This window comes from Massilia agrisoli, from assembly GCF_020831365.1.
GTDB lineage: Bacteria > Pseudomonadota > Gammaproteobacteria > Burkholderiales > Burkholderiaceae_D > Telluria_A > Telluria_A agrisoli.
The window spans coordinates 128,481-150,329 of sequence record NZ_JAJHPV010000013.1 but is presented as its reverse complement, the minus strand read 5'-3'; the positions used below and the strand labels follow the sequence as shown (position 1 = coordinate 150,329).

The following is a 21,849-nucleotide window of genomic DNA, read 5'->3' as shown; positions in this document are numbered from 1 at the left end:
CAGTACACACATTCACCTTCTGGGAGATAAAACATGTCGGGCTACAGCATCAATATCGAAGAAAAAACCCTCGCGAGCGACAATTTCCGCGAGGTCTTGTACACCACCGAGCGCAGCCAGCTGGTCATCATGACCTTGAAGGCGGGCGAGGAAATCGGCATGGAGCACCATACCGGCCACGACCAGTTCATCCGCGTTGAAGAGGGCGAAGGCGTTGCCATTCTCGACGGCGAACGGCATGAGCTGACGGATGGCGTCGCGGTCGTCATTCCGGCTGGCACTGAACACAATGTCATCAACACCTCTAAGGATACGTCGCTACGGCTGTACACGCTGTACACCCCGCCTGAACATCCTGACGGCATCGTGCACAAGACCAAGGCTGAGGCCGACGAGTACGAGAAGCACCACCACGAAGAATAATCGCGTATATCGGCCTGCAACCGTGAAGATCATCCAGAAACTTTTTTCGCTCGGCTACGTGCTGGTCGTTGCGCTGTTCTTTGTCTGCGCCGTGGCGCTGATCGTGCTTGCGGGCAGCGAGCTGTGGGGAGCGCTGCGACCGGACATGGAGATGGGGGTGCGGTCGCGCTTTAACCTGATCCTCGAGGCGATCGGCTTGCTGACCATCGCCGTGGCCGCAATGGAGCTCGGGCAGACCGTGCTGGAAGAAGAAGTCCAGCGCTCGGCCAACATCTCCGCGCCGACCCGGGTGCGGCGTTTCCTCTCGCGCTTCCTGATTGTGGTCGTGGTATCGCTGTCCATCGAATGCCTGATTTCAGTCTTCCAGTTCGTACAAGTCAGGCCGGAGCTGTTGCCGCATGCCGCGTCGATTGGCGTGGCGGCCGCGGTGATCCTGGCGGCATGGGGTGCGTTTGTCCGCCTGAATGTAGATGCCGAAAAGCTTGAGCCCCACGCGATGCGCGCGGCCCAGGCTGAGGACAAGACAGTCGAAACCTGAAGTAAAAAAACGGCGGATAAACCAAGTTTATCCGCCGTTGCCTTGTCCGCCCTGCGCCAGCGCTTAAAGCTGGCGTGCCGAGAACGTATCGCAAGCCTCAACCTGCCCCGTCTCAATACCTTTCTTGAACCAGCGTGCGCGCTGTTCGGACGAGCCGTGCGTGAACGAGTCCGGCACCACCTGCCCTTGCGAGCGGCGCTGCATGGCGTCGTCGCCGATCGCGCTTGCCGCATGCAGCGCGGCCTCCACGTCGCCTTGTTCGAGGATGCCGCGTGAACGGTTGGCGTGGTGCGCCCACAGCCCTGCGTAGCAGTCGGCCTGCAGTTCCATGCGCACCGACAGCTGGTTGGCCTGGGTCTGCGACATGCGCTGCTGCGCCGCGCGCACCTTCTCCGACGTGCCAGTCAGGGTTTGCACGTGGTGGCCAACCTCATGCGCAATCACATATGCCTGCGCAAATTCGCTCGATACCTGGAAGCGCTGCTGCATCAGCTCGTAAAAGCTGAGGTCGATATACACCTGCTGGTCGGCCGGGCAATAGAACGGCCCGCTCGCGCTCTGGCCGGTGCCGCACGCCGTCGGGGTCGCCCCCGAAAACAGGATCAGCTTCGGTTTCACGTAGCTCGCGCCCTGGGCGCGGAAAATCTCGCTCCAGGTGTCCTCGGTATCGGCCAGCACGGTCGACACCATCGCAGCCTTGCGGTCCGATGCTGGCGGCGCCGGTGCCGGGCCCTGCTGTACTGGGGCGACCTGGCCGGAGCCCCCGCTGAGCATGTCCAGCATGGTCAGCGGGTTGACGCCGAATACTGCCGAGCCGATCAGCGCCAGCACGATGGTGCCGATGCCGATCGATTTGCCGCCGAACCCGAAGCCGCCGCCTCCTCCGCTGCCGCGGCGGTCTTCCACGTTATCGCTCTGGCGATTGCCTTCCCATTTCATAATATTCTCCAGCGTTGTTTTGTAAATTCGATAAGAGACTCTACGCTGGATCGAAAAAAGTTGGCGCAACGCAGGGCGTTTAGCGGAATGCGAGCAAGGCGCTATAGGCGTAGCCCGCGCCAAGGGCGCCGAACAAGGCCATGCCGATATACAGCGCAAACACGCGCGGCCGGACCAGCGCCCACACAGCGGTCGCCGCGGGGATGCTGGTGACCGCGCCGCCGATCAGGAAAGCCAGTGCGACGGCAGGGTTCATGCCCAGGTCCATCAGTCCGCGTACCAGCGGGACCGCGGCATAGCTGTTCAGGTAAGAAGGAACGCCCAGCAAGACCGCGAGCGGGATGGCGCCGGCATTATTCCCAAGCAGCGACACCACTTTTTCAGCCGGCAGGTAAGCGACCATCAGGCTTTCGAGCAGGAAGGCGATCACCATCCAGCGCAGCAGGAACCAGCCGTTGGAAGCGGCACCGGCCACGAAGGCGCTGCGCGCCGCGCTATTGGCAAAAATATTCCAGTCGGGACGCGCACCCGCCGCGGCCGGCGGGCAGCAGCTTGCCGGACCCGAGCGCAGCGCCTGGCCGACCAGCCCGCGCGACACAAACACATGGGTGATGATTCCGCCAAATGCACCCAGCGCCACCGCCGCCAGCGTTTTGACGATCGCAAATTCAAGGCCCAGGCTAGCCGCGATGATGCCGAACATTTCCGGGTCCATCAACGGCGAGCTCATCCAGAACGCCATGACGCCGGCCAGCGGCACCCCGGCGCCGAGCAAGCCGGCGATCACCGGCACCACCCCGCAGGAACAGAACGGCGACAGCGCGCCGAAGAAGGAACCCATCACGATCATGCGCGCCGGACTGCCGACAAAGACGCTGGCGATCAGCGCGTCGGCCTTGCTGGCCTTGGCATAGGCGGCCACCGCTACCGACAAGGCCAGCCACGGCGCGATGCCCAGCAGCGATTCACCTGTAAAGGCGAGCGATGCAGGCAGCTGCTGCGGAGCGATCAGCGCGATGGCCAGCATGATCAGTCCGGCGGCAAGCAGTGGCTTGTCGAGCTTGTTCCATAGCGCGCTCAAAGGGTTGGCGCCGTCGCCGGACGCGGCTGGCGCAGGGCAGCAGCCGCCGGTGCTGGCCGTCAAGCGCGGTGCAGGCGCGCAGCAGCCGCCGGATGCGGCGGGCTGGGCGGCGGCACGCGGCGCCGGTGCGCAGCAAGAAGCAGCTTTCGCGGCAGCGGCATGTGCTGCGGTGCTGGCAACGCCAGCGCGGGCGGAAGATCTCGCGAGTATCGGTTTCATAGTTATATACCTAATTTTGTGGTTATATTGATCGGTAAAAAATGCGGATTGGACCGACGCCCTCCCCGCATTATTTGGCGCCAAATACCGGCAGCGTGACGCCCTTGCAGCAGTCTTGCTTTACAAATTGCAGCACCTCGTCCAGCGCCTGGTAGTTGGCGCGGCACCGCACCATCCGACCTTCCTTTTGCTGGGTGACCAGGTCGGCCGCCACCAGCTCGCGCAGGTGGAATGCCAGCGTGGATGCCGGGCGGCCGGTCACCGCCTGCAGTTCGCCGACGGTCATGCCGTCATCGCCAGCCTGTACCAGCAACTGGAAGAGTTCGAGCCGGTGTTCGTGGCCGAGGCCGGCAAGGCGTTTTGCGGAGGTGGCGAGGTTCATGAAATAACTATATACCCACTTTTATAGTTCTGTCAAACAAAATATTCAATCCAGGCTGTTGAGGACTTCGGCGGTGGTTACCACGGTGGCGAACTCCTTGTGCAGGCTGGCCAGCGCGCTGTCGTGCATCTGGCCTGCACTGAAATAGCTGCCATCCGGGCCGTGGCGGTCGAAGGTGGCGGCCGCGTCGCCGGCCAGCCAGGTGTCGAAGCCGAAGTTGCCGGCCATGCGGGTGGTCGTCGAGACGCAGTGGTCGGTCGTCAAGCCGGCGATCACCAGCGTCGATGCGCCCGCGCTGCGGAGGCGCTGCTCCAGGTCGGTGCCGATGAAGGCGCTGTTGACGTCTTTGTAGATCACCGGCTCGCCGGCGACGGGCTGCGCTTCGGGCTTGAACGGGTAGCCCGGTTTGTCCGGGTGGAACAGGCTGTACGGGCGCGGGGAACGGTGCTGGATGTGGATCACCGGGCGCCCCGTCGCGCGCCAACCGGCCAGCAGGGCGGCAATGTTTTGCTCGGCGCGCGGATTGTTGCGCTTGCCCCAGCTGGGGTCGTTGAAGGCTTGCTGGACGTCGATCAGGATCAGTACGGCATCGGCTGGCAGTGGGTGCATGGTGCGGTCCTTGATGAAATGAGTGAGCCGCCATGGTCCGGCCAAAGCCTGTACAGCCACAACCGAAATGCCAGATAATTACCGTTGAGGTATGAAAAATTTCGATGGGATCGCATGAAGCTCAGCCAACTCAAGATGTTCGTCGCCGTCGTCGAGAACGGCAGTTTCAGCGCCGCGGCCGCGCAGCTCGATTGCACGCAATCGCGCATCAGCCACGCGGTCGCCGGCCTGGAACGGGAACTCGGGGTGCGGCTCTTGCTGCGCTCGCATGACGGCGCGGCACTGACCGACGCCGGCCACCGGGTGCTGGACAAGGCGCGCCAGATGCTGCGCATCGAGGCCAGCCTGCTGGAAACCGCGCGCGACTGCGGCGCGCTGTCCGCGCATGTTCGCATCGCATGCTTCCGCAGCGTCGGCACCCACCTGCTGCCGCACGCGCTCGAGGCGCTGGCGCGCGAGTACCCGGGCATCCGCATCGACATCGACGACAGCTGCGAAGAGCGCGACGAGGTAACGCAAGCGGTGCACGAAGGCCGCGCCGATATCGGCATTGCCCACCTGCCTGCCAGCGCCGACCTGGTGGCCAGGCCTTATGTCAACGATGCCTACGCGCTGGTGGTGCCGGCCTCGTTCAGGCTCGACGCGCCCGTCGCCTGGCACCAGCTCGACGCCCTGCCCTTCATCGCGCTGGCTTGTTCCGGCGCCGCGTCGATCCTGGCGCGTTGCCGCGCGGCCGGTTTCAGCGCGGAGCCAAGCCGGATCATGTCAAATGACACGAGCATCGCGGCCCTCGTCGGACGCGGCCTTGGCTATTCGATCCTGCCGCGGCTGGCGGCTTTTCCCGCGCCCGACGATGTCCGTATCGTCGACCTGCCGCTGCCCGCGCGCCGCGAGTTCGCTCTGGTAGCCCGGCCTGAGGCGATGCGCTCGCAAGCGATGCAGGTCGTCACGCGGTTCCTGCGCGACCAGCGCATCCTCGCAAAAACCAAAGCGTTCAGGGCCGGTATCGTTTCCTTCGATTAGCGCGCCGCAATCTCCCCCTTCCGCAGTGCCGATTCCGACCTATAGTGCTATTAGACGGGGGCGCCTGCATGCCTTCCGCCTGGCGAGCAATCTACCCTTGCACCATTGTTGAACCTGAGCCCCCGCGGCTGCCATGTTCAGACATTCCGCTCGCCGAGTGCCTAAGCGACGACAGCCTCGCCGGTAACGGTTCTGGAGGTACGTCATGAAAACCCTGCTACTTGCCGCAACCCTTGCTGCCCTTGCCTTGCCTGTCGCGGCCCAGGCGCCACCAGATCTCGGGCAGGTCACCATCACGCGCGATGCACCGCGTACCATCGAGCTTCCCGCCAACTACAGCCGGATGCGCGCGGGAGAATTTGACAACCTACAAGGCACGTACGACCTGTCCAACGGCGATACGATGGCCATGATGAAAAGGATAAACCGCAAGTTCATCAAGGTCGGCGACGGCCCGCGAACGGAAGTCATTGCGGTCGGGGACTATGATTTTGTGTCGATGGACGAGAAGTACCGCGTTGTGCTGTCGGAACCGGTGTTCGGCGAGGTGACGGGCTACCTGCTGATCGATACGCGCAAGGACTCGCGCGCGCTGTCGCAAAAACCGCCTGAAGTCGTGCCGTTCCGGTTCGCCCTGAACTGAAACGGCTCGGGGCCGGCGCCGGCCCCGGTTTTTTCGCCCCCCGTTCGATTGATTTTGTTGGAGAACAACGTTGCCATTTAAAATGGCAACATGAACACAGACCTGCTCGTCTCAACACTGACCCACGTCGTCCTGCTGCCGCCGGTTTGCCTGCTGCTCACCGCCGCCGCCGGCCTGCTTGTCAGCCGCCGCAATCGCCGCGCCGGCCGGGCGCTTACCGGCATGTCGCTGGCCTTGCTCCTGGTATTGTTCACCAATGCGGGCGCACGCCTGCTGATGGCCCCGTTGGAACGCCTCGCGCCGCCGCTTGACCTGGCGCGCATCGATGGCGCCGGCGCCATCGTCGTGCTTGCCGCAGGCAGGCTCGAACATGCGCCCGAATATGGCGGCCACGACATTCCCGACCTCACTGCGCTGGCGCGCCTGCGCTACGGTGCGCACCTGCATCACAAGACCGGCCTGCCCCTGCTTGTGACAGGCGGCCAGGGCACGCCGGACGGACGCCATGAGCCGAAGGCACGCAGCATGGAGCGCGCCTTGCGTGAAGACTTCCGCACGCCGGTGGCCTGGGTCGAGGATGCGTCGACGACGACTGCCGAGAACGCCGCATTCTCGGCGCGCATCTTGAACACCAGCGGCGTGCAGCGCATCTTGCTGGTCACCGACGCGTTGCACATGGCGCGCGCCCGCCGCGTCTTCGAACGCAACGGCCTGCAGGTCATTCCCGCGCCGACCATGTTCTACGGCGCAGGTCCATTGATGCCGCTCGACTTCGTGCCAAGCGCATCGGCCCTCCAGAAATCCTATTACGCAAGCTACGAGCTGGCAGGCCTCGCGTGGTACCGCCTGCGCGAAGCGATTGGCAGCAACTAAGAAAACCCCATGCCCAAGAAATCCCGGCGCCGTCCGCGCCCCATCAAAAAAATCGCCATCGCCCTGTTGCTGATCGTGCTGTTCATTGCCGCCGCCATCGCGTGGACGCTGGAAAGCATGGCGCTGCCGCCGCGCCAGTTCGGCCCGCACATCGAAAGCCGCCTGGCGGGCAACGGCTTCACGCAACTGGGCGCCTGGTTCGCGCGCACCTTCAGCAGCCTCGACCGCAGCGAACCGCTGGCAGGGCTGCCGGCCCTGCGCGTCGGCGCACAGGCTGCCACCGTAGGCCCTGCGCCTGCTGGCAACGTCGTCCCGGTGGACAACGCCGACGCCGCCATCAAGGCCATCGAGAAAGCGCAGCCAGGCGATGTGATCACCTTCGCGCCCGGCACCTACCATTTCAATGGCCGCCCTTACCTGGCCACCAGCAGCGCCAGCGGCGTCACCGTGCGCGCAGGCCTGCCGGGCAGCGTGATGCTGGCATTCGGCCTGCCGGGCGGCTTCCTGGTCGCCTCGCCCAACTGGACGTTTGAAAACCTGCAGATCCGCGGCGCCTGCACGACCCATGACGGCTGCGACCATGCCTTCCACGTCATTGGCAATGGCAGCGGTTTCGTCGCCCGCAACAACACGGTGACCGACTTCAACATGCCGTTCAAGATCGGCGGCAATGGCAGCGCGTATCCCGACAACGGCGTCATCGAACACAATACGATCAGCAACCGCAGCGCCCGCGACACCGTGCGCAGTGTCGGTGCGATCGACGTGGTCGCCGCCAGCAACTGGACGATCCGCGCCAACCTCGTCAGCGACTTCGCCAAGGCAAAAGGCGACCTGGCCAGTTTCGGGGTGCAGGCGCGCGGCGGCGGCAAAGGCAACCGCATCGAGCGCAATGTGCTGGTTTGCGAGAACCGCCTGCGCGGCGCGCCCGGACAACGCATCGGCCTGTCGCTGGGCGGCGCCGGCAGCATCGCGGCGCATTGCCGCGGCAAGCGCTGCGTGCCCGAACAAGACGGCGGCGTGATCGATTCGAACCTGGTCGCCTCGTGCTCGGACGAAGGCCTGCACCTGAACCGCGCCGCGGCAACGACCATTACCCACAACACCCTGCTCGACACCGCCGGCATGGCGGTGCAATGGGCGGAAAGCGCAGCGGACATCCACGGCAATATCGTCGACGGCCGCATCGTCGCCAAGGATGGCGCGACAGTGCGCGAGGACGACAACCTCGACACCGGGGTGACCCGCTTGTTCATGGGCGCGCACCCGCTGCGCGAACTGTTCGCCGCCTCGGCCAGCCTGGACCTGCACTGGCGCGGCGAAGCGCCGCGGCGCGATGCGTTGCCGGCCGCAGGCGCCGACCTGTGCGGAACGGCCCGTCCGGCCGAACCCGCTTACGGCGCCTTCGAGGATTTCGCGGCCTGCCTTACAAATTAGCGAAGATTGGCGACAGGCGCCCCGGTATAATCTTTCGGATTACCAAGACCTTTTCGCTGACCGAAAGCCCGTCATGACCAAGCCGATCAAGTATGCAGCACTGTGTTCCCTGTCCGCCCTGTTAGCCGCATGCGGGTCTGACCGTGGCGCCGATGTGCAGGTAATGTCCACCGCCTCGCGCGTGTCCGCCAACGTCGCCGCCCAGGCCCAGCCGGCCAGCGCGTATCACAACGTGGTGCAGCATATTTACGTTGGCTACTTCGGCCGTCCGGCCGATGCCGGCGGCCTCGCCTTCTTCGCCCAGCACCTGAGTAACCTTGGCGCGCCGACCAATATCGTCGACCTCAACACCGCCTATGGCAACAATGCCGAACTGCGCGCGGTGATCGACGGTTTCGGCAACAGCGCTGAATCGCAGGCGCTGTACGCGGGCGACAACAGTGTTTTCATTGAAGCGGTGTACCGCAACCTGTTCGGCCGCGCGGCGGAAGCCGGCGGCAAAGCCCACTGGATCAACGCCATCAATACCGGCGGCATGACGCGCGCTAACGCCGCGATGTGGATCATGGTCGGAGCGCAGGGCACCGACCGCGACGTGATCAATAAAAAGACTTCGGTGGCGGGCAACTTTACGGCTTCGCTGAACTCCGCGGAGCGCCAGGCGTCTTATTCGGGCCTGGCCGCCAACGTCGTCGTGCGCGACTTGCTCGGCACTGTCACCCTGGCTACCGACACCGCCGCCTTCCAGCCGAACATCGATGCCGCCTTTGCCGCCCTGGGCCGTCGCGGCGCGCAAGGCATGTATGCCGGCAAGCTGACGGCCAATGGATCGCAGATCAATTCGCTGATCCTGGAGGATGGCCAGTTCTGGACCTTCTACACCGCCGACCGCAGTGGCACCTACAATCCGGGCGCGTTCCTGCAAGGCACAGGGAGTGTCTCCAACGGGGTCTTCAGTTCTCCCGACGTGAAAGACTTCGGCAGTGTTCCCGCCAATCCGGGCAGTGTGACGGCGAGCTACTTCGCAGGCACCGCCCTGAACGGCGATGTCGGAACGCCGACCGGAGCCGTGGCCTTCACTGCCACCGGTATCGATACGGCCGCTTACAACTACGACGCGCCAGCGAACCTGGCACAAATCGCCGGGTACCATAGTGTTGGCGGCGGCGTGCTGGGCAATCACCTGCTGGACATTGCCGCCGACGGATCGTTCTCCGGCGCCTCCTTCCGCTGCGCCTACACGGGCAGGCTTTCGCCACGCGCGGCAGGCACGAACGTCTTCAACGTGACATGGACCTTTGGCGCGGGCACCTGTCCGCTGTCGGGCAAGACCGCCAGCGGCGTAGCGTTTTCCTATCTTGTTAAAAACGGCAGCAAGCGCAACATCCTGATTGCCGCAACCGACGCGGAACGCAGCGTGGGCTCCATGCTCGTCAGTTCCGGACTTGAAAAAACCGACGTGCTGGTCGGCACCGGTGCCACGGCCGTCGCCGGCAAGGAAATCGTCGTCCATTACACCGGCTGGCTGTACGACCCGAGCGCCCCAAACCAGCGCGGCGCAAAGTTCGACAGTTCGGTAGGCGGCACGCCATTCACGTTCCCGCTCGGCGCGGGAAGGGTCATCACTGGCTGGGACCACGGCGTTCCGGGCATGAAGGTGGGCGGCAAGCGGACGCTGGTGATCCCGCCGGAGCTCGGCTACGGCTCCCGGGCCACAGGTGCGATTCCGCCGAACTCCACGCTGATCTTCGACGTCGAACTGCTGCTCGTCAAGTAGCACGCGGCCGGTCCGGCGCCACCCGGCCGGCAATCAACTCGAACAGTTCAATCGGCATTGGGAACACCACCGTCGATGTCTTGTCTGTCGCCAGGGTGGTCAGGGTCTGCATGTAGCGCAGCTGCATCGCCCCTGGCTGCCGGGCCAGCACTTGCGCTGCCTGCATCAGTTTTTCCGATGCCTGCAGCTCCCCTTCCGCATGGATCACCTTGGCGCGCCGTTCGCGTTCCGCCTCGGCCTGGCGCGCAATCGCGCGCACCATCGACTCGTCCAGGTCGACATGCTTGATCTCCACATTGGCCACCTTGATGCCCCAGGCGTCGGTCTGCGCGTCAAGCACCTGCTGGATGTCGATGTTGAGCCGTTCTCGCTCGGCCAGCATGTCGTCGAGCTCGTGCTTGCCCAGCACCGAACGCAAGGTCGTCTGCGCCAGCTGGCTGGTCGCTTCCAGGAAATTAGCCACCTGGATGATTGCGCGGGCCGGGTCCATCACGCGGAAATACAGCACCGCGTTGACCTTCACCGATACGTTGTCGCGCGAGATCACGTCCTGTGTCGGTACGTCGAGCACGATGGTGCGCAGGTCGACCCGCACCATTTGCTGGATCACCGGAATAAGCAGGATCAGGCCGGGCCCCTTGACCCGCCAGAACCGCCCCAGCTGGAACACCACGCCGCGCTCGTATTCGCGCAAGATGCGCACCGACATGCCGAACAGCGTGGCCACGATCAAAAACAATAGCCCGGCGCCAAAACCGATCTCGAAAATCATGCTTGTTCTCCTTGTTATTGATAGTCCGCCGGCACCACGTCGAGCAGCGGCCCCCGCTGGCCGACCACGCGCACGACTTGCGCCCGCCTGAGCGGCGTGGTGCTGGCGATGCGCCAGGTTTCGCCGCGCACGTTCGCCCAGCCCTCGCCGCCACTGGTGGCGTCCAGCACTTCGGCGACACTGCCGACCAGGTCTTCCGGCCCGCCATACACGGCGCGCCGCCGCGTCTTGAGCGCGATGCTGGCGGTGGCGGCGATGAGCACGGCGCTGATGACGGCCACGGTGGCCACCAGCCCCAGCGGCAGGCCGTAGTCGGGCAACTCGGTATCGATCAGCATCAGCGCGCCGGCAACGAAGGCGGCCACGCCGCCAAGGCCAAGGATGCCGAAACTGGGAAGGAAGGCTTCGCCGATCATGAAAGCGACGCCCAGCAAAATGAAGGCCAGCCCCGCGTAATTGACCGGCAGCAGCTGCAAGCCGTACAGCCCGAGCAGCAAACACAGCGCACCGATGACGCCAGGCGCCACCGCGCCGGGGCTCATGAATTCAAACATCAGCCCGTACACGCCGAGGGTCATCAGGATCAGTGCGATGCTGGGATTGGTCAGCGCCGACAGCGCCCGCGTACGCCAGTCGGGCTGGCTGGCGTTGACTGGCGCGGCGGCGGTGTCGAGCGTGACCTCGCGCCCCAGCACCGCTACCTTGCGCCCGTCGAGCGCCTTGACCAGCGCCGGCACATCGGCCGCCATCAGGTCGATCACCTGCAGCTTGAGCGCCTCCTCGGCGGGCAGGCTGAGCGATTCGCGCACCGAGCGCTCGCCCCAGTCAGCGTTGCGCCCGCGCATTTGCGCCAGCCCGCGTATGTAGGCGGCCGCGTCGTTCATCTGTTTGCGCGCCATCGAGCCGGCTGTGCTGTCGTCCTTGGCGGCGCCGTCCTTGTCCGGCGGCGGCCTGGGTCCGCCGCTGTCGGGGCCGATGCCGACCTGGACCGGCGTGGCTGCGCCGATGTTGGTGCCCGGCGCCATCGCCGCGATATGGCTGGCGTACAGGATGTAGGTGCCGGCGCTGGCCGCGCGCGCGCCGCCCGGCGCGACATAGCTTGCCACCGGCAGCGGCGACGTCAGGATGGCCTTGATGACGTCGCGCATGGCGGTATCGAGTCCGCCCGGCGTGTCAACCTGCAGGATGACCAGCTGGTTGCCCTCGCGCGCCGCGCGCGCGATGCCGCGCACCACGTAATCGGCGTTGGCCGGCCCGATGGCGCCGTCGATGGTCAGCACGGCAATGGGCGCGGCGGCGCGGGCGGCAGGCGCGCACAGGAAGATCAGCAGGAAAACCACCAGCGCACGCATGCAGTCTGCACCGGCCAGGCTGGAACGTCGGAACATACCTTCTCCGGACAGGACAGGTGTCCTTTTGTCGGGTTAGAAAGCAAGCGGGGGATTAGGTTCCGGCCATGCGGCCGGACGGTGCTGGCGAGCGTGGTCCGCTCAGACCAGCAGCGCGGTACTCATCGACCTGACCTCGTCGGCCGATTCCTTGAGTATACTCTCGAGCGTGTCACCGTCAAGGACGAAATCAAGCACCGAATCCTCGTGGCGCGGCATGTCCTCGAGCGGCGCGGCCAGGGGCGAGGCCACCGGCGAGAACTGGTTGGCGAGGATCAAGGTGTCGAGCAAGGTGCTTGGCGGCATGCTCAGCCATGCATCGCGCAGCGCTTCGATGGCGCTGCGCACCGGATCGGGCACGGACAGCTTTTTCAGCGCTTCGCGGCTGACCACCTCTTCGCACAGCTCGGACCATTTTTCCGGATCATCGTCCAGCAAGCCCGGGAATTCGTCGGCGCGCGACAACAGGTAGAAGCCGCCGACCTCGTGCATGATGGCGGCAAACACCGCGGTGTCGGGATTGACGAAGGTGACGCGCTTGGCAATCACCTGCGATAGCGCGGCAACATGGGCGGTGTGCTCCCACAGCTGCTCTGCCTTTGCGCGGATGGCCGGATCGACGATCCGGGCGCCAAACTGGCGCACGACCAGGCTGGCCACCAGCGTCTGCAGGCTGCGGTAGCCAACCCGCATCACCGCGGCGCGCGCATTGGTGATCGGGGCGTCGCCGTTCGGGTTGAAGGCGGCGGAATTGGCCAGCGCCACCGTGCGGGCCGCCAGCTGCGGCTCGGACAGCACCAGCTTGATCGCGTCCTCGATGTGGCAGTTGGGATCGTCCAGCGCGAGTTGCAGGCGCAGGGCGGCATTCACGCTGGTGGGAAAGGTCATTTCCCCGCGGGCGGCCTGTGCGGCGATGTATCCAAAGGCTTCTAGTCTGTTCACGGGAAAAATTATACCCCGCCGCACCGCCGCCGGTGACCAAAGGTTTTCTTTTCGGCGCCGATTTAGGCCGGAAATGAAAAAAAGGGAAGCTCGCGCTCCCCTTTTGTGTCGCCGGCCAGGAACCGGACTGGATTACTTCACTTTCAGCGAGTTCTTGACGTTGGTGACGCCCTTGACGCCTTTTGCCAGGCGCACTGCCTTGTCGGCCTCCGCTTTCGACGACACGAAGCCGCTCAGGTTGACCACGCCGTTTTCAGTGTCGACGTCGATGGCCAGCGCTTTCAGCTCAGGCTCCGCGAACAGGTCGGCCTTGATCTTGGTGGTGATCACGGCGTCCGCCACGTTTTCCTTGGTTTCGGCAGCGACGTTCCTGGTCTTGGCCGCAATCGTCTCGCCAGCGCGCTCGGTTTTCACGGCTGCGGTTTCCGCCATGCGCTCGGTCTTGTCGCCCATGCGCTCGGCGGCACGTTCGGTCTTCACGGCAGCGTTCTCGGCCATGCGCTCGGTGCGCTCGCCTGCACGTTCCGCAGCGTTTTCGGTGCGCTGGGCAGCGGTACCTGCAGCCACGGCCGCGCGGTCGGTCGCGTTGTCTGCGCGGGCTGCGGCGCGGTCGGTCGCATTGTCGGCACGGGCTACCGCGCGTTCGGTGGCGTTTTCGGCGCGGTCTGCTGCGCGCTCGGTGCGGTCAGCGATGGTTTTGCCTTCGTGCTGGATCAGGCAGCCGGTGTTTGGCTGGCCGGCGATCTGGGCGCACTTGTCGACAGCGGCTGCCTTGGCAGGGTCGCGCGTTTCGGTGGTGGTGACCGGGCTGGCAGGGTTGGTGCTGGCGACCGCCATGTTGCGGTCAGCCTTGGCGTCGGCCAGTGCTGCGGTGTGCACGGTATGCGCGGTCGAAATGCAGCTGTCCTTCTCGCCGCCGGTCATCGCGGCGCACTTGGCCTTGGCCAGTGCGTAGTCCGCATTCGCCAGCGCGGTGCGCGCCTTGGTGCGGTCCTTCTGGGTATTCTTGTATTGCGCGACAGCATCTGCTTCAGCACGGGCGCGCGCAACTTTAGCTTCTTCAACGCAGACCTGGCGGGCGGCGCCGCTCATGCCAGTGCAGTTCGCGGCAGCGGCCTTGTAGTCGGCGGCGGCCTTTTGGGTCATGTTTTTGTAGCTGGCCGGATCGCTAGGCGCATCGGCGGCGTAGACGGAAAAACTGGCGCTGATGGCCGTTGCCAGCAGAGTTGCGGTAAGAGCTTTCATGGTGGTGTCCCTTCATGTGTATTGTTGGTACACGATTTAACGCCCGTTCTCGCAAGCGTTCTGTGCGAGAACGAACATAAAGGGTTATTGATATCTCAACATTCGCTTTTTTGCCAAGGCAAAAATATTCCCCTCGGCATCAATCGCGCCATCGCGGCGGGCGCCGTCCAGCCAGGCCAGGGTGTCGTGCTTTGGTTCCAGGAAGCGCCGGCGCACCTGCTGGATCTGGCCGACCATGGCGTCGTAATGCTCAGGATGGTAGCGCGCCAGCCAGGCGATTTCGGTCATGTCGGCAAACACTTCCTCGGTGCGGATGCGGCGCGCGAACCAGCTGCGCACCGGGCCGATCCATGAAACCACGGGCAGCAGTTTTTCGTTGTGCGGATAGCCGTTGAGGCGGCGGTAGCAATGCCCGACTTCATGCATTGCCGCGCCTTGCAGGAACAGGTCGAGCAGCGCGGGATCGATCATTGCTTCGAGGCGGCGCGCGGTCGGGTTGTCGCGCGCCGACACCACCAGCGTGCAGCGGCCGTCCTCGTTCCATACACCGATCGGCGTGTGGCCGGACAAGCCGTTGCCGCGCTCGACTTCCAGCACGATGTCGAGGCCGTGCGCCTTGCCGAACGCCACCGCGTGGCGGGCAGCGGCGATCCATTGCTGTTCGCTGGCCTCGGCTGCCAGCGCAGGCTGGCCGGCGCACAGCAGCGCCAGCGCCGCACAGGCCGCGCGCCATGCCTTATTCATCTTCCAGCAGGCCGCGGCTCCAGGTCGCGCGCACATCTTCGAACGGGTTGTCGGTGGAAGCGAAAACCTTGGCGTCTTTGGCAAGCTTGACCCACGCCCATGTATCGTGGGAAGTGCGCACTTCCGGGCTGTGGCCGCGCACCGATTCCAGCCAGCCATAGACTTCGGCGTACTGATCCGGGTGCTTGTGCTTGGTCCAGGCCAGCGCGACCAGGTCGGCGTAGCCTTCCTCGCGGCGGTTCTCGCGCAGGGCCTTGGATTCTTCCAGCAGCGATTTGTCGTCGGCAAACTCTTCGCCTACTTCGGTGAAGCCCGCCGGCAGCGTGTGCCACACGCCCTGCGCATAGCGCCAGCAATGCCCGAGTTCATGGGCGGCCATCGCTTCGATCAGCAGGCGGTGTTGCGATTCCGGGACATGTTTCAGCACGCTTTCGGCATCGGGGTTGCCGCGCATCGACAGCACCAGCTTGCAGCGGCCGTCGACAAATCCCATCGCAAACGGCACCGTGCCCGGACGCGCGTTTGGCTGGATAACAACATCAATGGGAAGGTTGATCCGCTTGGAATAAGCGAGGACCGGGGACGCGGCCTTGAGCCAGCGGATTTCCTGCGCGGTCAGGTCGGCTGACGCGAAGGAAGGAGAAGAGAACAGGTACAGCGAAGCGATCATGATTGTCTTCAGCATGGCGGGCTCCTACAGGTCCATAAATGCCTATCGGCAATTCTATAGCCTGCGACAGCCCCCGCTGGAAGTTTATTTCTGCGTAGAAATAAAACAGCAACCTTGTCAAAAAGCGATTTGAGAAACGATCGGCGGATCCGGGCCGCGCCCCTATCCGCCCTACCCTGATGCTTAGTAGTGAGCGATCTTCTGTACTGCCTGCGGCGCGCGGCCGGCAGGGCGCTTTGGCGCCGCCTGCTTCGTCAAGGTGTGCACCGTTGCCGACTGCGCGGCGTCCAGCTTGAAGATACTGACCACCTGCTCCAGTGCCTGCGCTTCGTCCTGCAGCGAGGCCGCGGCGGCAGTGGCCTGTTCCACCAGCGCCGCATTGCGCTGTGTCGCTTCGTCCATATGCCCGATCGCCTGGTTGACCTGCTCGATGCCCGCGGTCTGCTCCTGGCTCGCCAGGCTGATCTCGTTCATGATGTCGGTCACGCGCTTGACGCTGGTGACGATCTCGTCCATCGTGGCGCCGGCTTCGTCCACCAGTTTCGCGCCGACTTCAACGCGCTCGACCGAGCTGCCGATCAGGCTCTTGATTTCGTGCGCGGCCGCAGCAGAGCGCTGCGCCAGGTTGCGCACTTCGCTGGCGACCACGGCGAACCCGCGGCCCTGTTCGCCCGCACGGGCAGCTTCCACCGCGGCGTTCAGGGCCAGGATGTTGGTCTGGAACGCGATGCCATCGATGACGCCGATGATGTCGACGATCTTCTTCGACGATTCATTGATCGACGCCATCGTGTCCACCACCTGCGACACCACCGCGCCGCCCTTGACGGCGACTTCCGACGCCGACACGGCCAGCAGGTTGGCCTGGCGCGCATTGTCCGCATTCTGGCGCACGGTGCCGGTCAGTTCTTCCATCGACGAAGCCGTCTCTTCGAGGGTGCCCGCCTGCGCTTCGGTGCGCTCCGACAGGTCGACATTACCTGCGGCGATCTCGGTCGACGCAGTGGCGATGGCGCTGGTGCCAGTGCGCACCTGGGCGACGATGTCGACCAGGCTGTCGCGCATGCCCTTCATGGCAAACAAGAGGCTCGATTTGTCGCCGTGCGCGGTATCGATATTGACCGCCAGGTCGCCGGCGGCGATGCTGCCTGCAATCGCTGCCGCGTAGGCGGGCTCGCCGCCAAGCTGGCGCAGCACGCCGCGGCTGATGAACCAGGCGGCGGCCGAACCGAGCGCAATGCCGATCGCGCACAGGACCAGCATCCACATCTGGAACGAGTGCGCCAGGTCGGTCGCATAGCCCGCCTCGGCCTTGTTCATCTTTTCTTCAAGGTCGATCAGGCGGTTGATGCTCGCGAGCCATTCGACGAAGGCCGGCGCCGCTTGCGTGGCGAGCAGCGCGGTCGCTTCCGCCGTGTTGTCGGCCAGGCGCAGTTCAATCACGCGGGCCACCAGCGGCTGGGTCTTGCGTTCACTCTCCTTGATGCCCGCCAGTGCGGCCTTTTCTTCTTCCGAGATATCGGTGCGGCCCTGGAACATGGCGTCCAGCGGACCGGCGGAGTCGGTGTAGTTCTGTTCCAGTTTCTTGATCAGGTCGAGATGGGGCTTGGTGGCGGCAGCGTCGCCGGCCAGCACCACGTCGCGCAGGGCGATCGCGCGGTCGTGCACGCTGCCGCGGAAATTGATGGCGTAGCGCTGTTTGACATTGTTTACGTCATTGATGCGGTTGAGGCTGTCGTCGATGTTATTGACGCGCATGGTAGCAAGCGCGCCTAGGATCAGCATCAGCACAAAGACACCGCCAAAGCCAAGGGCCAGGCGGGTTCGGATCGTTAAACCGGAAATATTCATTGTCGTGGACAGTAGAGATAGACCCGGAAAGACGTCCGGACGCTGTTGCTACCAGTTCCGACGAGCAACAACAGAACTCTAGCATAAAGACATGACCCATGTGCAACGCCTATTGAAAATAAGCAACTGATTTGCACACTCTATTAATAAACTACTATGACCTGATTTTTCTGTTCAGGACATTGCCGTTAAATGTAAAAAAAGCGGGTATCGGCGCAAGCCGGATACCCGCTTCGGCCAGGAGCCTGCTTACTTACCGGCCAGTGCTTTCGCTGTCGTAAAAGATGGACGTATATCGTTCGGCACCTTCTTCATCTTGTCCAGCGCCTTCTGGACATCCGGGCGGATTACCACGTACCTGGCCATCATCGCCTTCGCGCGTGCGTAGTCGCCGGTTGCCTCGATCATCAGGAACTCGCGGTTGAGCTCAGTGACGGCCTGGCGGATCTTTTTGAAGTCGACCGAGAACGTGCCGTCGCCGTGCGAAATGAAGCCGCCGTTATCGAGCAGGTAGTTCAGCTGGATGGCCATGCCGCGCGCATGCGAATCGGTCAGGCCGAAGTGCAGCGTGCGGAATGCCGACGCGAGGAAGGTGTTATGCAGCTTGCGCTCGGCCGCCCCGCCCTGCCCCAGCGTGTCCTTCAAGAGGCCCTTGTCCATCATGTACATCAGCGCCCACAGGCCGGTGACGTCGGCCTTGGCTTCCTCGATGGTCGAATAAGTCTCCTTCAGGTCCTGGCGCGGCGTCGAGTCCTTGCCATCCACTTTGGTCGCGTGCGGGCCCAGGCCGTGCATGATCTCGTGCGCGAGGATATGCGTGAAGAAGGAGTCGAAATCGAGATCCTTTTGCGCTTCGGGACGCAGCACCAGCCTGGCGATCGGCGTCAGGGTCGACCTGAACTTCGCTTCCTGCACATTCTTCAGCATCACGCGCTTGGAGCCGCGCTTGCTGATGATGCGCTCGTCGTTCGGCAGGTTGTAGGCGGCCGTCTGCACGCCCATGTTCCCGTCGCCCGCGCCGTATACCTGGTTCACCACCACCATCGGCGCCATCGCGCCCACTTTCGGATTGCGATAGCGCCGGTCGATCGGAAGGTTATCCTCCAGCTCCTGCATGTACTTGCCGAAGAAGTCGAGCTTGCGCGTCTCCTTGTCGTCGCGGATGTTCACGTACGCTTCGAATGCGGCCTTGTAGCCAAACAGTTCGTCGTTGTAGGTCTCGTAGGGGCCGATCGTGATATCGACCGGCGAATCGAGATCCATCCATGCAAAGTCCGACTCGAGGTAGTCGTTCGACAGGAAGGCGTCCGCGCGCAGGGTCAGGAATTTCTTCAGCGAGGCGTTGTCGGTCAAGCCAGCCGCTTCGCGCAACAGCCTGGCCAGCTTTTCGAGTTCGGGACGGTATTCGTCTGAGTACTTCACCACCTTGAACTTACCGTCAGGGCCGGTGCGGATCGTCGTGAAGAACCATTGCGCATCCTGCTTTTCCTGCGGCGGCAGTGCGTTCATCCACGCCTCCAGCGCCTCCTTGGTTGCGCCCTCAGGATAGAAGTTCGCGCCGGGCGGCTTCTGTGCCGGGATCGCGATGCCTTTGTACTGCGGCGGCATGAAGGACTTGTTTTCGTCGAGGTGCGACCACGGCCCTTTGTTAAGCCAGAAGTAGTCGAGCCGCGCCTTGCCCAGCGGCGTGGTGTCCTTCTTCAACGCCTCCAACAGCGCCTCGTTATGCGCCCAGCGCTGGCGCAGCTGCAGGGTGTCGATGACTTTTGCGGCCTCGATCAGCTTGGCGATGGCAGCCCTGTCGCCTGCTGACAGATGCGAGGTGTCTGCACGCATGTCAACCTGCTCGAACCGCTTGGCCATTGTCGTCAGTTGCGCTGCGGTCGGCGCCGCGGCCGCGGCGCATGCATTGCCGATTGCTGCCGCCAGCATCAGGGGAAGGAGTAGAGTCTTCATGGGTCCTTTGGATAAAAGATCGCGAGAAACCAATTGTAATCTCAATGTGCGCTATCGCACTGATCGCTGGCACGCGTTCGGGCATGCTGACGCCTTTAAGGGACGTATTTTCAAAATCTAATAATAGGCGCGGGTAACCGCACCGTAGGGAGGCAGTATGAGCAAGTCCGCACGTTACGAATGGCGCGATCAGCAAGCGTCGCTGAATGACAGGTTAAAAGGGTTCCTGCAAAATCCGGGAACCGACCAGATGGAAGCAATGGTCGCAGAGATGCGCGCGTACGCCGATGCCGCGCGCTCGGGCAGTATCGATATTCCCACGCGTTCGACAATCTACAACTAAGACAACGACGACAGCCTGCGCTGTGTGGCGTCCGGCCAGGACGCATCAATGAAAAACGGGGGCGGACAATGTGTCCGCCCCCGTTTTTTGTTGTACCGTTACCGATGCCCCGTCGTTCCCGCGGAGGCGGGAACCCATACGTCACTTGAATAGCCAGCTCAGTATGGGCTCCCGCTGTCGCGCGAGCGGCGTTAGCGCTTGCGCGGTGGCGGCAAGTCGGTGCACACACCTTCGTATGCTTCCGCCGCCATGCCGATCGATTCGCCCAGCGTTGGATGCGGGTGGATCGTCTTGCCGATATCGACGCCATCGGCGCCCATCTCGATTGCCAGCGCGATCTCGCCGATCATGTCGCCTGCATGGGTGCCGACGATGCCGCCGCCAACAATGCGATGCGTCTCCGCGTCGAACAGCAGCTTGGTGAAGCCTTCGTCACGGCCGTTCGCAACCGCGCGGCCGCTGGCGTTCCATGGGAAGTGGCCCTTTTCCAGCTTGATGCCCTTGGCCTTGGCTTCGTCTTCGGTAATGCCAACCCACGCCACTTCCGGATCGGTGTACGCCACCGACGGGATCACCTTCACATCGAAGAAGGCCTTCTCGCCATGGGCGGCTTCCGCAGCCACGTGCGCTTCGTGCACCGCCTTGTGCGCCAGCATAGGCTGGCCTACCAGGTCGCCGATAGCGAAGATATGCGGCACATTGGTGCGCATCTGGCCATCGACCGGAATGAAGCCGCGGTCGGTGACGGTAACGCCAGCCTTGTCGGCGCCAACCTTGCCGCCGTTCGGGCTGCGGCCCACTGCCACCAGGACCATGTCGTAGATCTTCGGCTCTGGTGCGGCAACGCCGGCTTCCGCCGCCTCGAACGTGACCTTGATACCTTCAGGGAGCGCTTCCACGCCCACCGTCTTGGTCTTGGTCATGATGTTATCGAAGCGCTTCTCGTTGAACTTCTGCCAGACCTTGACCATGTCGCGGTCCGCGCCCTGCATCAGGCCGTCCATCATTTCGACCACGTCGATGCGCGCGCCCAGCGTCGAGTACACGGTTGCCATCTCCAGGCCGATGATGCCGCCGCCGATGACCAGCATGTTCTTCGGTACCTGGCGCAGCTCCAGCGCGCCGGTCGAATCGACGATGCGCGGGTCCTTCGGCACGAACGGCAGGTTCACGACAGCAGAGCCTGCGGCGATGATCGCCTTCTGGAACGCGACAACCTTCTTGCCGCCGTCTGCCGCAGTGACTTCGATGTGGTTCGGGCTGATGAACTGGCCGACGCCATGCACCACGTTGACCTTGCGTGTCTTGGCCATGAAATTCAGGCCGCCGGTCATCTTCTTCACCACGCCATCCTTGTAGGCGCGCAGTTCGTCGATGTTGATCTCCGGCGCGGCAAACGATACGCCGTGCTTGGCCATGCCCTTGGTCTCGTCGATGACGGCCGCCACGTGCAGCAGCGCCTTGGACGGGATACAGCCCACGTTCAGGCACACGCCGCCCAGCGTTTCGTAACGCTCGATCAGCACCGTGTTCATGCCCAGGTCCGCCGCGCGGAATGCCGCCGAATAGCCGCCAGGGCCTGCGCCCAGCACCATCATTTCGCATTCGATGTCGACCTTGCCGGTGTAGCTGCCAGCCGGGATAGCCGCGGCCGCAGGCGCAGCTGGCGCAGCGGCGGGAGCCGGAGCCGCTTGCGCCGGCGCCGGAGCGGCGGCAGGTGCGGCGGCGGCCGGAGCGTCGGCCGCCGGAGCGCCGGCCGACTCTTCCAGCGTCAGCATCAGCGAGCCTTCACCGATCTTGTCGCCGACCTTGACCTTGACTTCCTTGACCACGCCAGCGTGGGTCGAAGGGATCTCCATGCTGGCCTTGTCCGATTCGACCGTCACGAGCGACTGGTCGACCTTGATGGTGTCGCCAGCCTTGACCATGACTTCGATGACTTCGACTTCCTTGAAGTCGCCGATATTTGGAACTTTAACGTCGATAGTGCTCAT

At 63.9% G+C, this 21,849-nt stretch carries 21 protein-coding genes; 8 read left to right on the top strand and 13 right to left on the bottom strand.

Features of this window, described 5'->3' with window-relative positions; genetic code table 11:
• Window positions 1-33 precede the first annotated feature (33 nt).
• Window positions 34-423: a cupin domain-containing protein gene (locus LMJ30_RS09550; protein WP_229432120.1), complete on the top strand. Its 390-nt coding sequence runs from the start codon at window positions 34-36 to the stop codon at window positions 421-423.
• 22 nt (window positions 424-445) lie between these two features.
• Window positions 446-961, top strand: a complete 516-nt coding sequence (locus LMJ30_RS09545) for a hypothetical protein (protein ID WP_229432119.1) — start codon at window positions 446-448, stop codon at window positions 959-961.
• Window positions 962-1,024: 63 nt separating this feature from the next.
• On the opposite strand, the gene ypfJ is transcribed toward LMJ30_RS09545, so the two are convergent.
• The 4 genes from ypfJ to LMJ30_RS09525 form a co-directional block, all read right to left on the bottom strand.
• Window positions 1,025-1,900 carry a KPN_02809 family neutral zinc metallopeptidase gene (ypfJ, locus tag LMJ30_RS09540; protein ID WP_229432118.1) on the bottom strand — a complete coding sequence of 292 codons (876 nt, stop codon included), beginning with the start codon at window positions 1,898-1,900 and terminating at the stop codon, window positions 1,025-1,027.
• A gap of 79 nt (window positions 1,901-1,979) precedes the next feature.
• A complete protein-coding gene (locus LMJ30_RS09535) occupies window positions 1,980-3,200 on the bottom strand; it encodes a permease (RefSeq protein ID WP_229432117.1) in 1,221 nt (406 codons plus the stop codon).
• 70 nt (window positions 3,201-3,270) lie between these two features.
• On the bottom strand, window positions 3,271-3,582 hold the full coding sequence (locus tag LMJ30_RS09530; protein WP_229432116.1) for an ArsR/SmtB family transcription factor: 312 nt from the start codon (window positions 3,580-3,582) through the stop codon (window positions 3,271-3,273).
• Between the two features lie 45 nt (window positions 3,583-3,627).
• Window positions 3,628-4,191 (bottom strand): cysteine hydrolase family protein, encoded by a 564-nt coding sequence (locus tag LMJ30_RS09525; RefSeq protein WP_229432115.1) that lies wholly within the window; start codon window positions 4,189-4,191, stop codon window positions 3,628-3,630.
• A gap of 114 nt (window positions 4,192-4,305) precedes the next feature.
• Here LMJ30_RS09525 and LMJ30_RS09520 point away from each other — a divergent pair, with 114 nt between their 5' ends.
• The 5 genes from LMJ30_RS09520 (at window position 4,306) to LMJ30_RS21760 (ending at window position 9,944) form a co-directional block, all read left to right on the top strand.
• Entirely contained in the window at window positions 4,306-5,214 is a 909-nt protein-coding gene (locus tag LMJ30_RS09520; RefSeq protein ID WP_229432114.1) for a LysR family transcriptional regulator, read from the top strand.
• 205 nt (window positions 5,215-5,419) lie between these two features.
• Window positions 5,420-5,857 carry a hypothetical protein gene (locus LMJ30_RS09515; protein WP_229432113.1) on the top strand — a complete coding sequence of 146 codons (438 nt, stop codon included), beginning with the start codon at window positions 5,420-5,422 and terminating at the stop codon, window positions 5,855-5,857.
• Window positions 5,858-5,947: 90 nt separating this feature from the next.
• The gene (locus tag LMJ30_RS09510; RefSeq protein WP_229432112.1) at window positions 5,948-6,730 is read left to right on the top strand and encodes a YdcF family protein; all 783 of its coding nucleotides are present in this window, start codon (window positions 5,948-5,950) and stop codon (window positions 6,728-6,730) included.
• A gap of 9 nt (window positions 6,731-6,739) precedes the next feature.
• Window positions 6,740-8,167, top strand: coding sequence for a right-handed parallel beta-helix repeat-containing protein (locus LMJ30_RS09505; protein ID WP_229432111.1), 1,428 nt, complete (start codon window positions 6,740-6,742; stop codon window positions 8,165-8,167).
• Window positions 8,168-8,240: 73 nt separating this feature from the next.
• Window positions 8,241-9,944 carry an FKBP-type peptidyl-prolyl cis-trans isomerase gene (locus tag LMJ30_RS21760; RefSeq protein WP_307729290.1) on the top strand — a complete coding sequence of 568 codons (1,704 nt, stop codon included), beginning with the start codon at window positions 8,241-8,243 and terminating at the stop codon, window positions 9,942-9,944.
• Here LMJ30_RS21760 and LMJ30_RS09490 read toward each other — a convergent pair.
• The 8 genes from LMJ30_RS09490 to LMJ30_RS09455 all read right to left on the bottom strand — a co-directional run bounded on the left by LMJ30_RS09490 (window position 9,937) and on the right by LMJ30_RS09455 (window position 19,512).
• The gene (locus LMJ30_RS09490; protein WP_229432110.1) at window positions 9,937-10,716 is read right to left on the bottom strand and encodes a slipin family protein; all 780 of its coding nucleotides are present in this window, start codon (window positions 10,714-10,716) and stop codon (window positions 9,937-9,939) included. The two genes, LMJ30_RS21760 and LMJ30_RS09490, sit on opposite strands and share 8 nt — an antisense overlap.
• A 14-nt stretch (window positions 10,717-10,730) precedes the next feature.
• Complete coding sequence (locus LMJ30_RS09485; RefSeq protein WP_229432109.1) at window positions 10,731-12,104, bottom strand: NfeD family protein; 1,374 nt, start codon at window positions 12,102-12,104, stop codon at window positions 10,731-10,733.
• A 102-nt stretch (window positions 12,105-12,206) separates the two neighbouring features.
• Window positions 12,207-12,992: an HDOD domain-containing protein gene (locus LMJ30_RS09480; RefSeq protein ID WP_229432108.1), complete on the bottom strand. Its 786-nt coding sequence runs from the start codon at window positions 12,990-12,992 to the stop codon at window positions 12,207-12,209.
• Between the two features lie 186 nt (window positions 12,993-13,178).
• A complete protein-coding gene (locus LMJ30_RS09475; protein WP_229432107.1) occupies window positions 13,179-14,291 on the bottom strand; it encodes a BON domain-containing protein in 1,113 nt (370 codons plus the stop codon).
• An 84-nt stretch (window positions 14,292-14,375) separates the two neighbouring features.
• A complete protein-coding gene (locus LMJ30_RS09470) occupies window positions 14,376-15,035 on the bottom strand; it encodes a hypothetical protein (RefSeq protein WP_229432106.1) in 660 nt (219 codons plus the stop codon).
• Window positions 15,028-15,720, bottom strand: a complete 693-nt coding sequence (locus LMJ30_RS09465) for a hypothetical protein (RefSeq protein WP_229432105.1) — start codon at window positions 15,718-15,720, stop codon at window positions 15,028-15,030. Before LMJ30_RS09465 ends, LMJ30_RS09470 begins: the two co-directional genes overlap by 8 nt.
• A 168-nt stretch (window positions 15,721-15,888) precedes the next feature.
• Complete coding sequence (locus LMJ30_RS09460) at window positions 15,889-17,556, bottom strand: methyl-accepting chemotaxis protein (protein ID WP_229432104.1); 1,668 nt, start codon at window positions 17,554-17,556, stop codon at window positions 15,889-15,891.
• A 249-nt stretch (window positions 17,557-17,805) separates the two neighbouring features.
• Window positions 17,806-19,512 (bottom strand): DUF8614 domain-containing protein, encoded by a 1,707-nt coding sequence (locus tag LMJ30_RS09455; protein ID WP_229432103.1) that lies wholly within the window; start codon window positions 19,510-19,512, stop codon window positions 17,806-17,808.
• Between the two features lie 157 nt (window positions 19,513-19,669).
• Here LMJ30_RS09455 and LMJ30_RS09450 point away from each other — a divergent pair, with 157 nt between their 5' ends.
• A complete protein-coding gene (locus LMJ30_RS09450; RefSeq protein WP_229432102.1) occupies window positions 19,670-19,855 on the top strand; it encodes a hypothetical protein in 186 nt (61 codons plus the stop codon).
• A gap of 191 nt (window positions 19,856-20,046) precedes the next feature.
• On the opposite strand, the gene lpdA is transcribed toward LMJ30_RS09450, so the two are convergent.
• Window positions 20,047-21,849 carry a dihydrolipoyl dehydrogenase gene (gene lpdA, locus LMJ30_RS09445; protein ID WP_229432101.1) on the bottom strand — a complete coding sequence of 601 codons (1,803 nt, stop codon included), beginning with the start codon at window positions 21,847-21,849 and terminating at the stop codon, window positions 20,047-20,049.

Excerpts from the sequence above, each read along its gene's own strand:
- LMJ30_RS09485 (WP_229432109.1), bottom strand. The coding sequence starts at position 12,104 with ATGTTCCGACGTTCCAGCCTGGCCGGTGCAGACTGCATGCGTGCGCTG.
- LMJ30_RS21760 (WP_307729290.1), top strand. The coding sequence starts at position 8,241 with ATGACCAAGCCGATCAAGTATGCAGCACTGTGTTCCCTGTCCGCCCTG.
- LMJ30_RS09505 (WP_229432111.1), top strand. The coding sequence starts at position 6,740 with ATGCCCAAGAAATCCCGGCGCCGTCCGCGCCCCATCAAAAAAATCGCC.
- LMJ30_RS09465 (WP_229432105.1), bottom strand. The coding sequence starts at position 15,720 with ATGCTGAAGACAATCATGATCGCTTCGCTGTACCTGTTCTCTTCTCCT.
- LMJ30_RS09460 (WP_229432104.1), bottom strand. The coding sequence starts at position 17,556 with ATGAATATTTCCGGTTTAACGATCCGAACCCGCCTGGCCCTTGGCTTT.
- LMJ30_RS09535 (WP_229432117.1), bottom strand. The coding sequence starts at position 3,200 with ATGAAACCGATACTCGCGAGATCTTCCGCCCGCGCTGGCGTTGCCAGC.
- LMJ30_RS09525 (WP_229432115.1), bottom strand. The coding sequence starts at position 4,191 with ATGCACCCACTGCCAGCCGATGCCGTACTGATCCTGATCGACGTCCAG.
- LMJ30_RS09490 (WP_229432110.1), bottom strand. The coding sequence starts at position 10,716 with ATGATTTTCGAGATCGGTTTTGGCGCCGGGCTATTGTTTTTGATCGTG.
- LMJ30_RS09510 (WP_229432112.1), top strand. The coding sequence starts at position 5,948 with ATGAACACAGACCTGCTCGTCTCAACACTGACCCACGTCGTCCTGCTG.
- LMJ30_RS09480 (WP_229432108.1), bottom strand. The coding sequence starts at position 12,992 with ATGACCTTTCCCACCAGCGTGAATGCCGCCCTGCGCCTGCAACTCGCG.
- lpdA (WP_229432101.1), bottom strand. The coding sequence starts at position 21,849 with ATGAGCACTATCGACGTTAAAGTTCCAAATATCGGCGACTTCAAGGAA.
- LMJ30_RS09550 (WP_229432120.1), top strand. The coding sequence starts at position 34 with ATGTCGGGCTACAGCATCAATATCGAAGAAAAAACCCTCGCGAGCGAC.
- LMJ30_RS09450 (WP_229432102.1), top strand. The coding sequence starts at position 19,670 with ATGAGCAAGTCCGCACGTTACGAATGGCGCGATCAGCAAGCGTCGCTG.
- ypfJ (WP_229432118.1), bottom strand. The coding sequence starts at position 1,900 with ATGAAATGGGAAGGCAATCGCCAGAGCGATAACGTGGAAGACCGCCGC.
- LMJ30_RS09475 (WP_229432107.1), bottom strand. The coding sequence starts at position 14,291 with ATGAAAGCTCTTACCGCAACTCTGCTGGCAACGGCCATCAGCGCCAGT.
- LMJ30_RS09470 (WP_229432106.1), bottom strand. The coding sequence starts at position 15,035 with ATGAATAAGGCATGGCGCGCGGCCTGTGCGGCGCTGGCGCTGCTGTGC.
- LMJ30_RS09530 (WP_229432116.1), bottom strand. The coding sequence starts at position 3,582 with ATGAACCTCGCCACCTCCGCAAAACGCCTTGCCGGCCTCGGCCACGAA.
- LMJ30_RS09455 (WP_229432103.1), bottom strand. The coding sequence starts at position 19,512 with ATGAAGACTCTACTCCTTCCCCTGATGCTGGCGGCAGCAATCGGCAAT.
- LMJ30_RS09515 (WP_229432113.1), top strand. The coding sequence starts at position 5,420 with ATGAAAACCCTGCTACTTGCCGCAACCCTTGCTGCCCTTGCCTTGCCT.
- LMJ30_RS09520 (WP_229432114.1), top strand. The coding sequence starts at position 4,306 with ATGAAGCTCAGCCAACTCAAGATGTTCGTCGCCGTCGTCGAGAACGGC.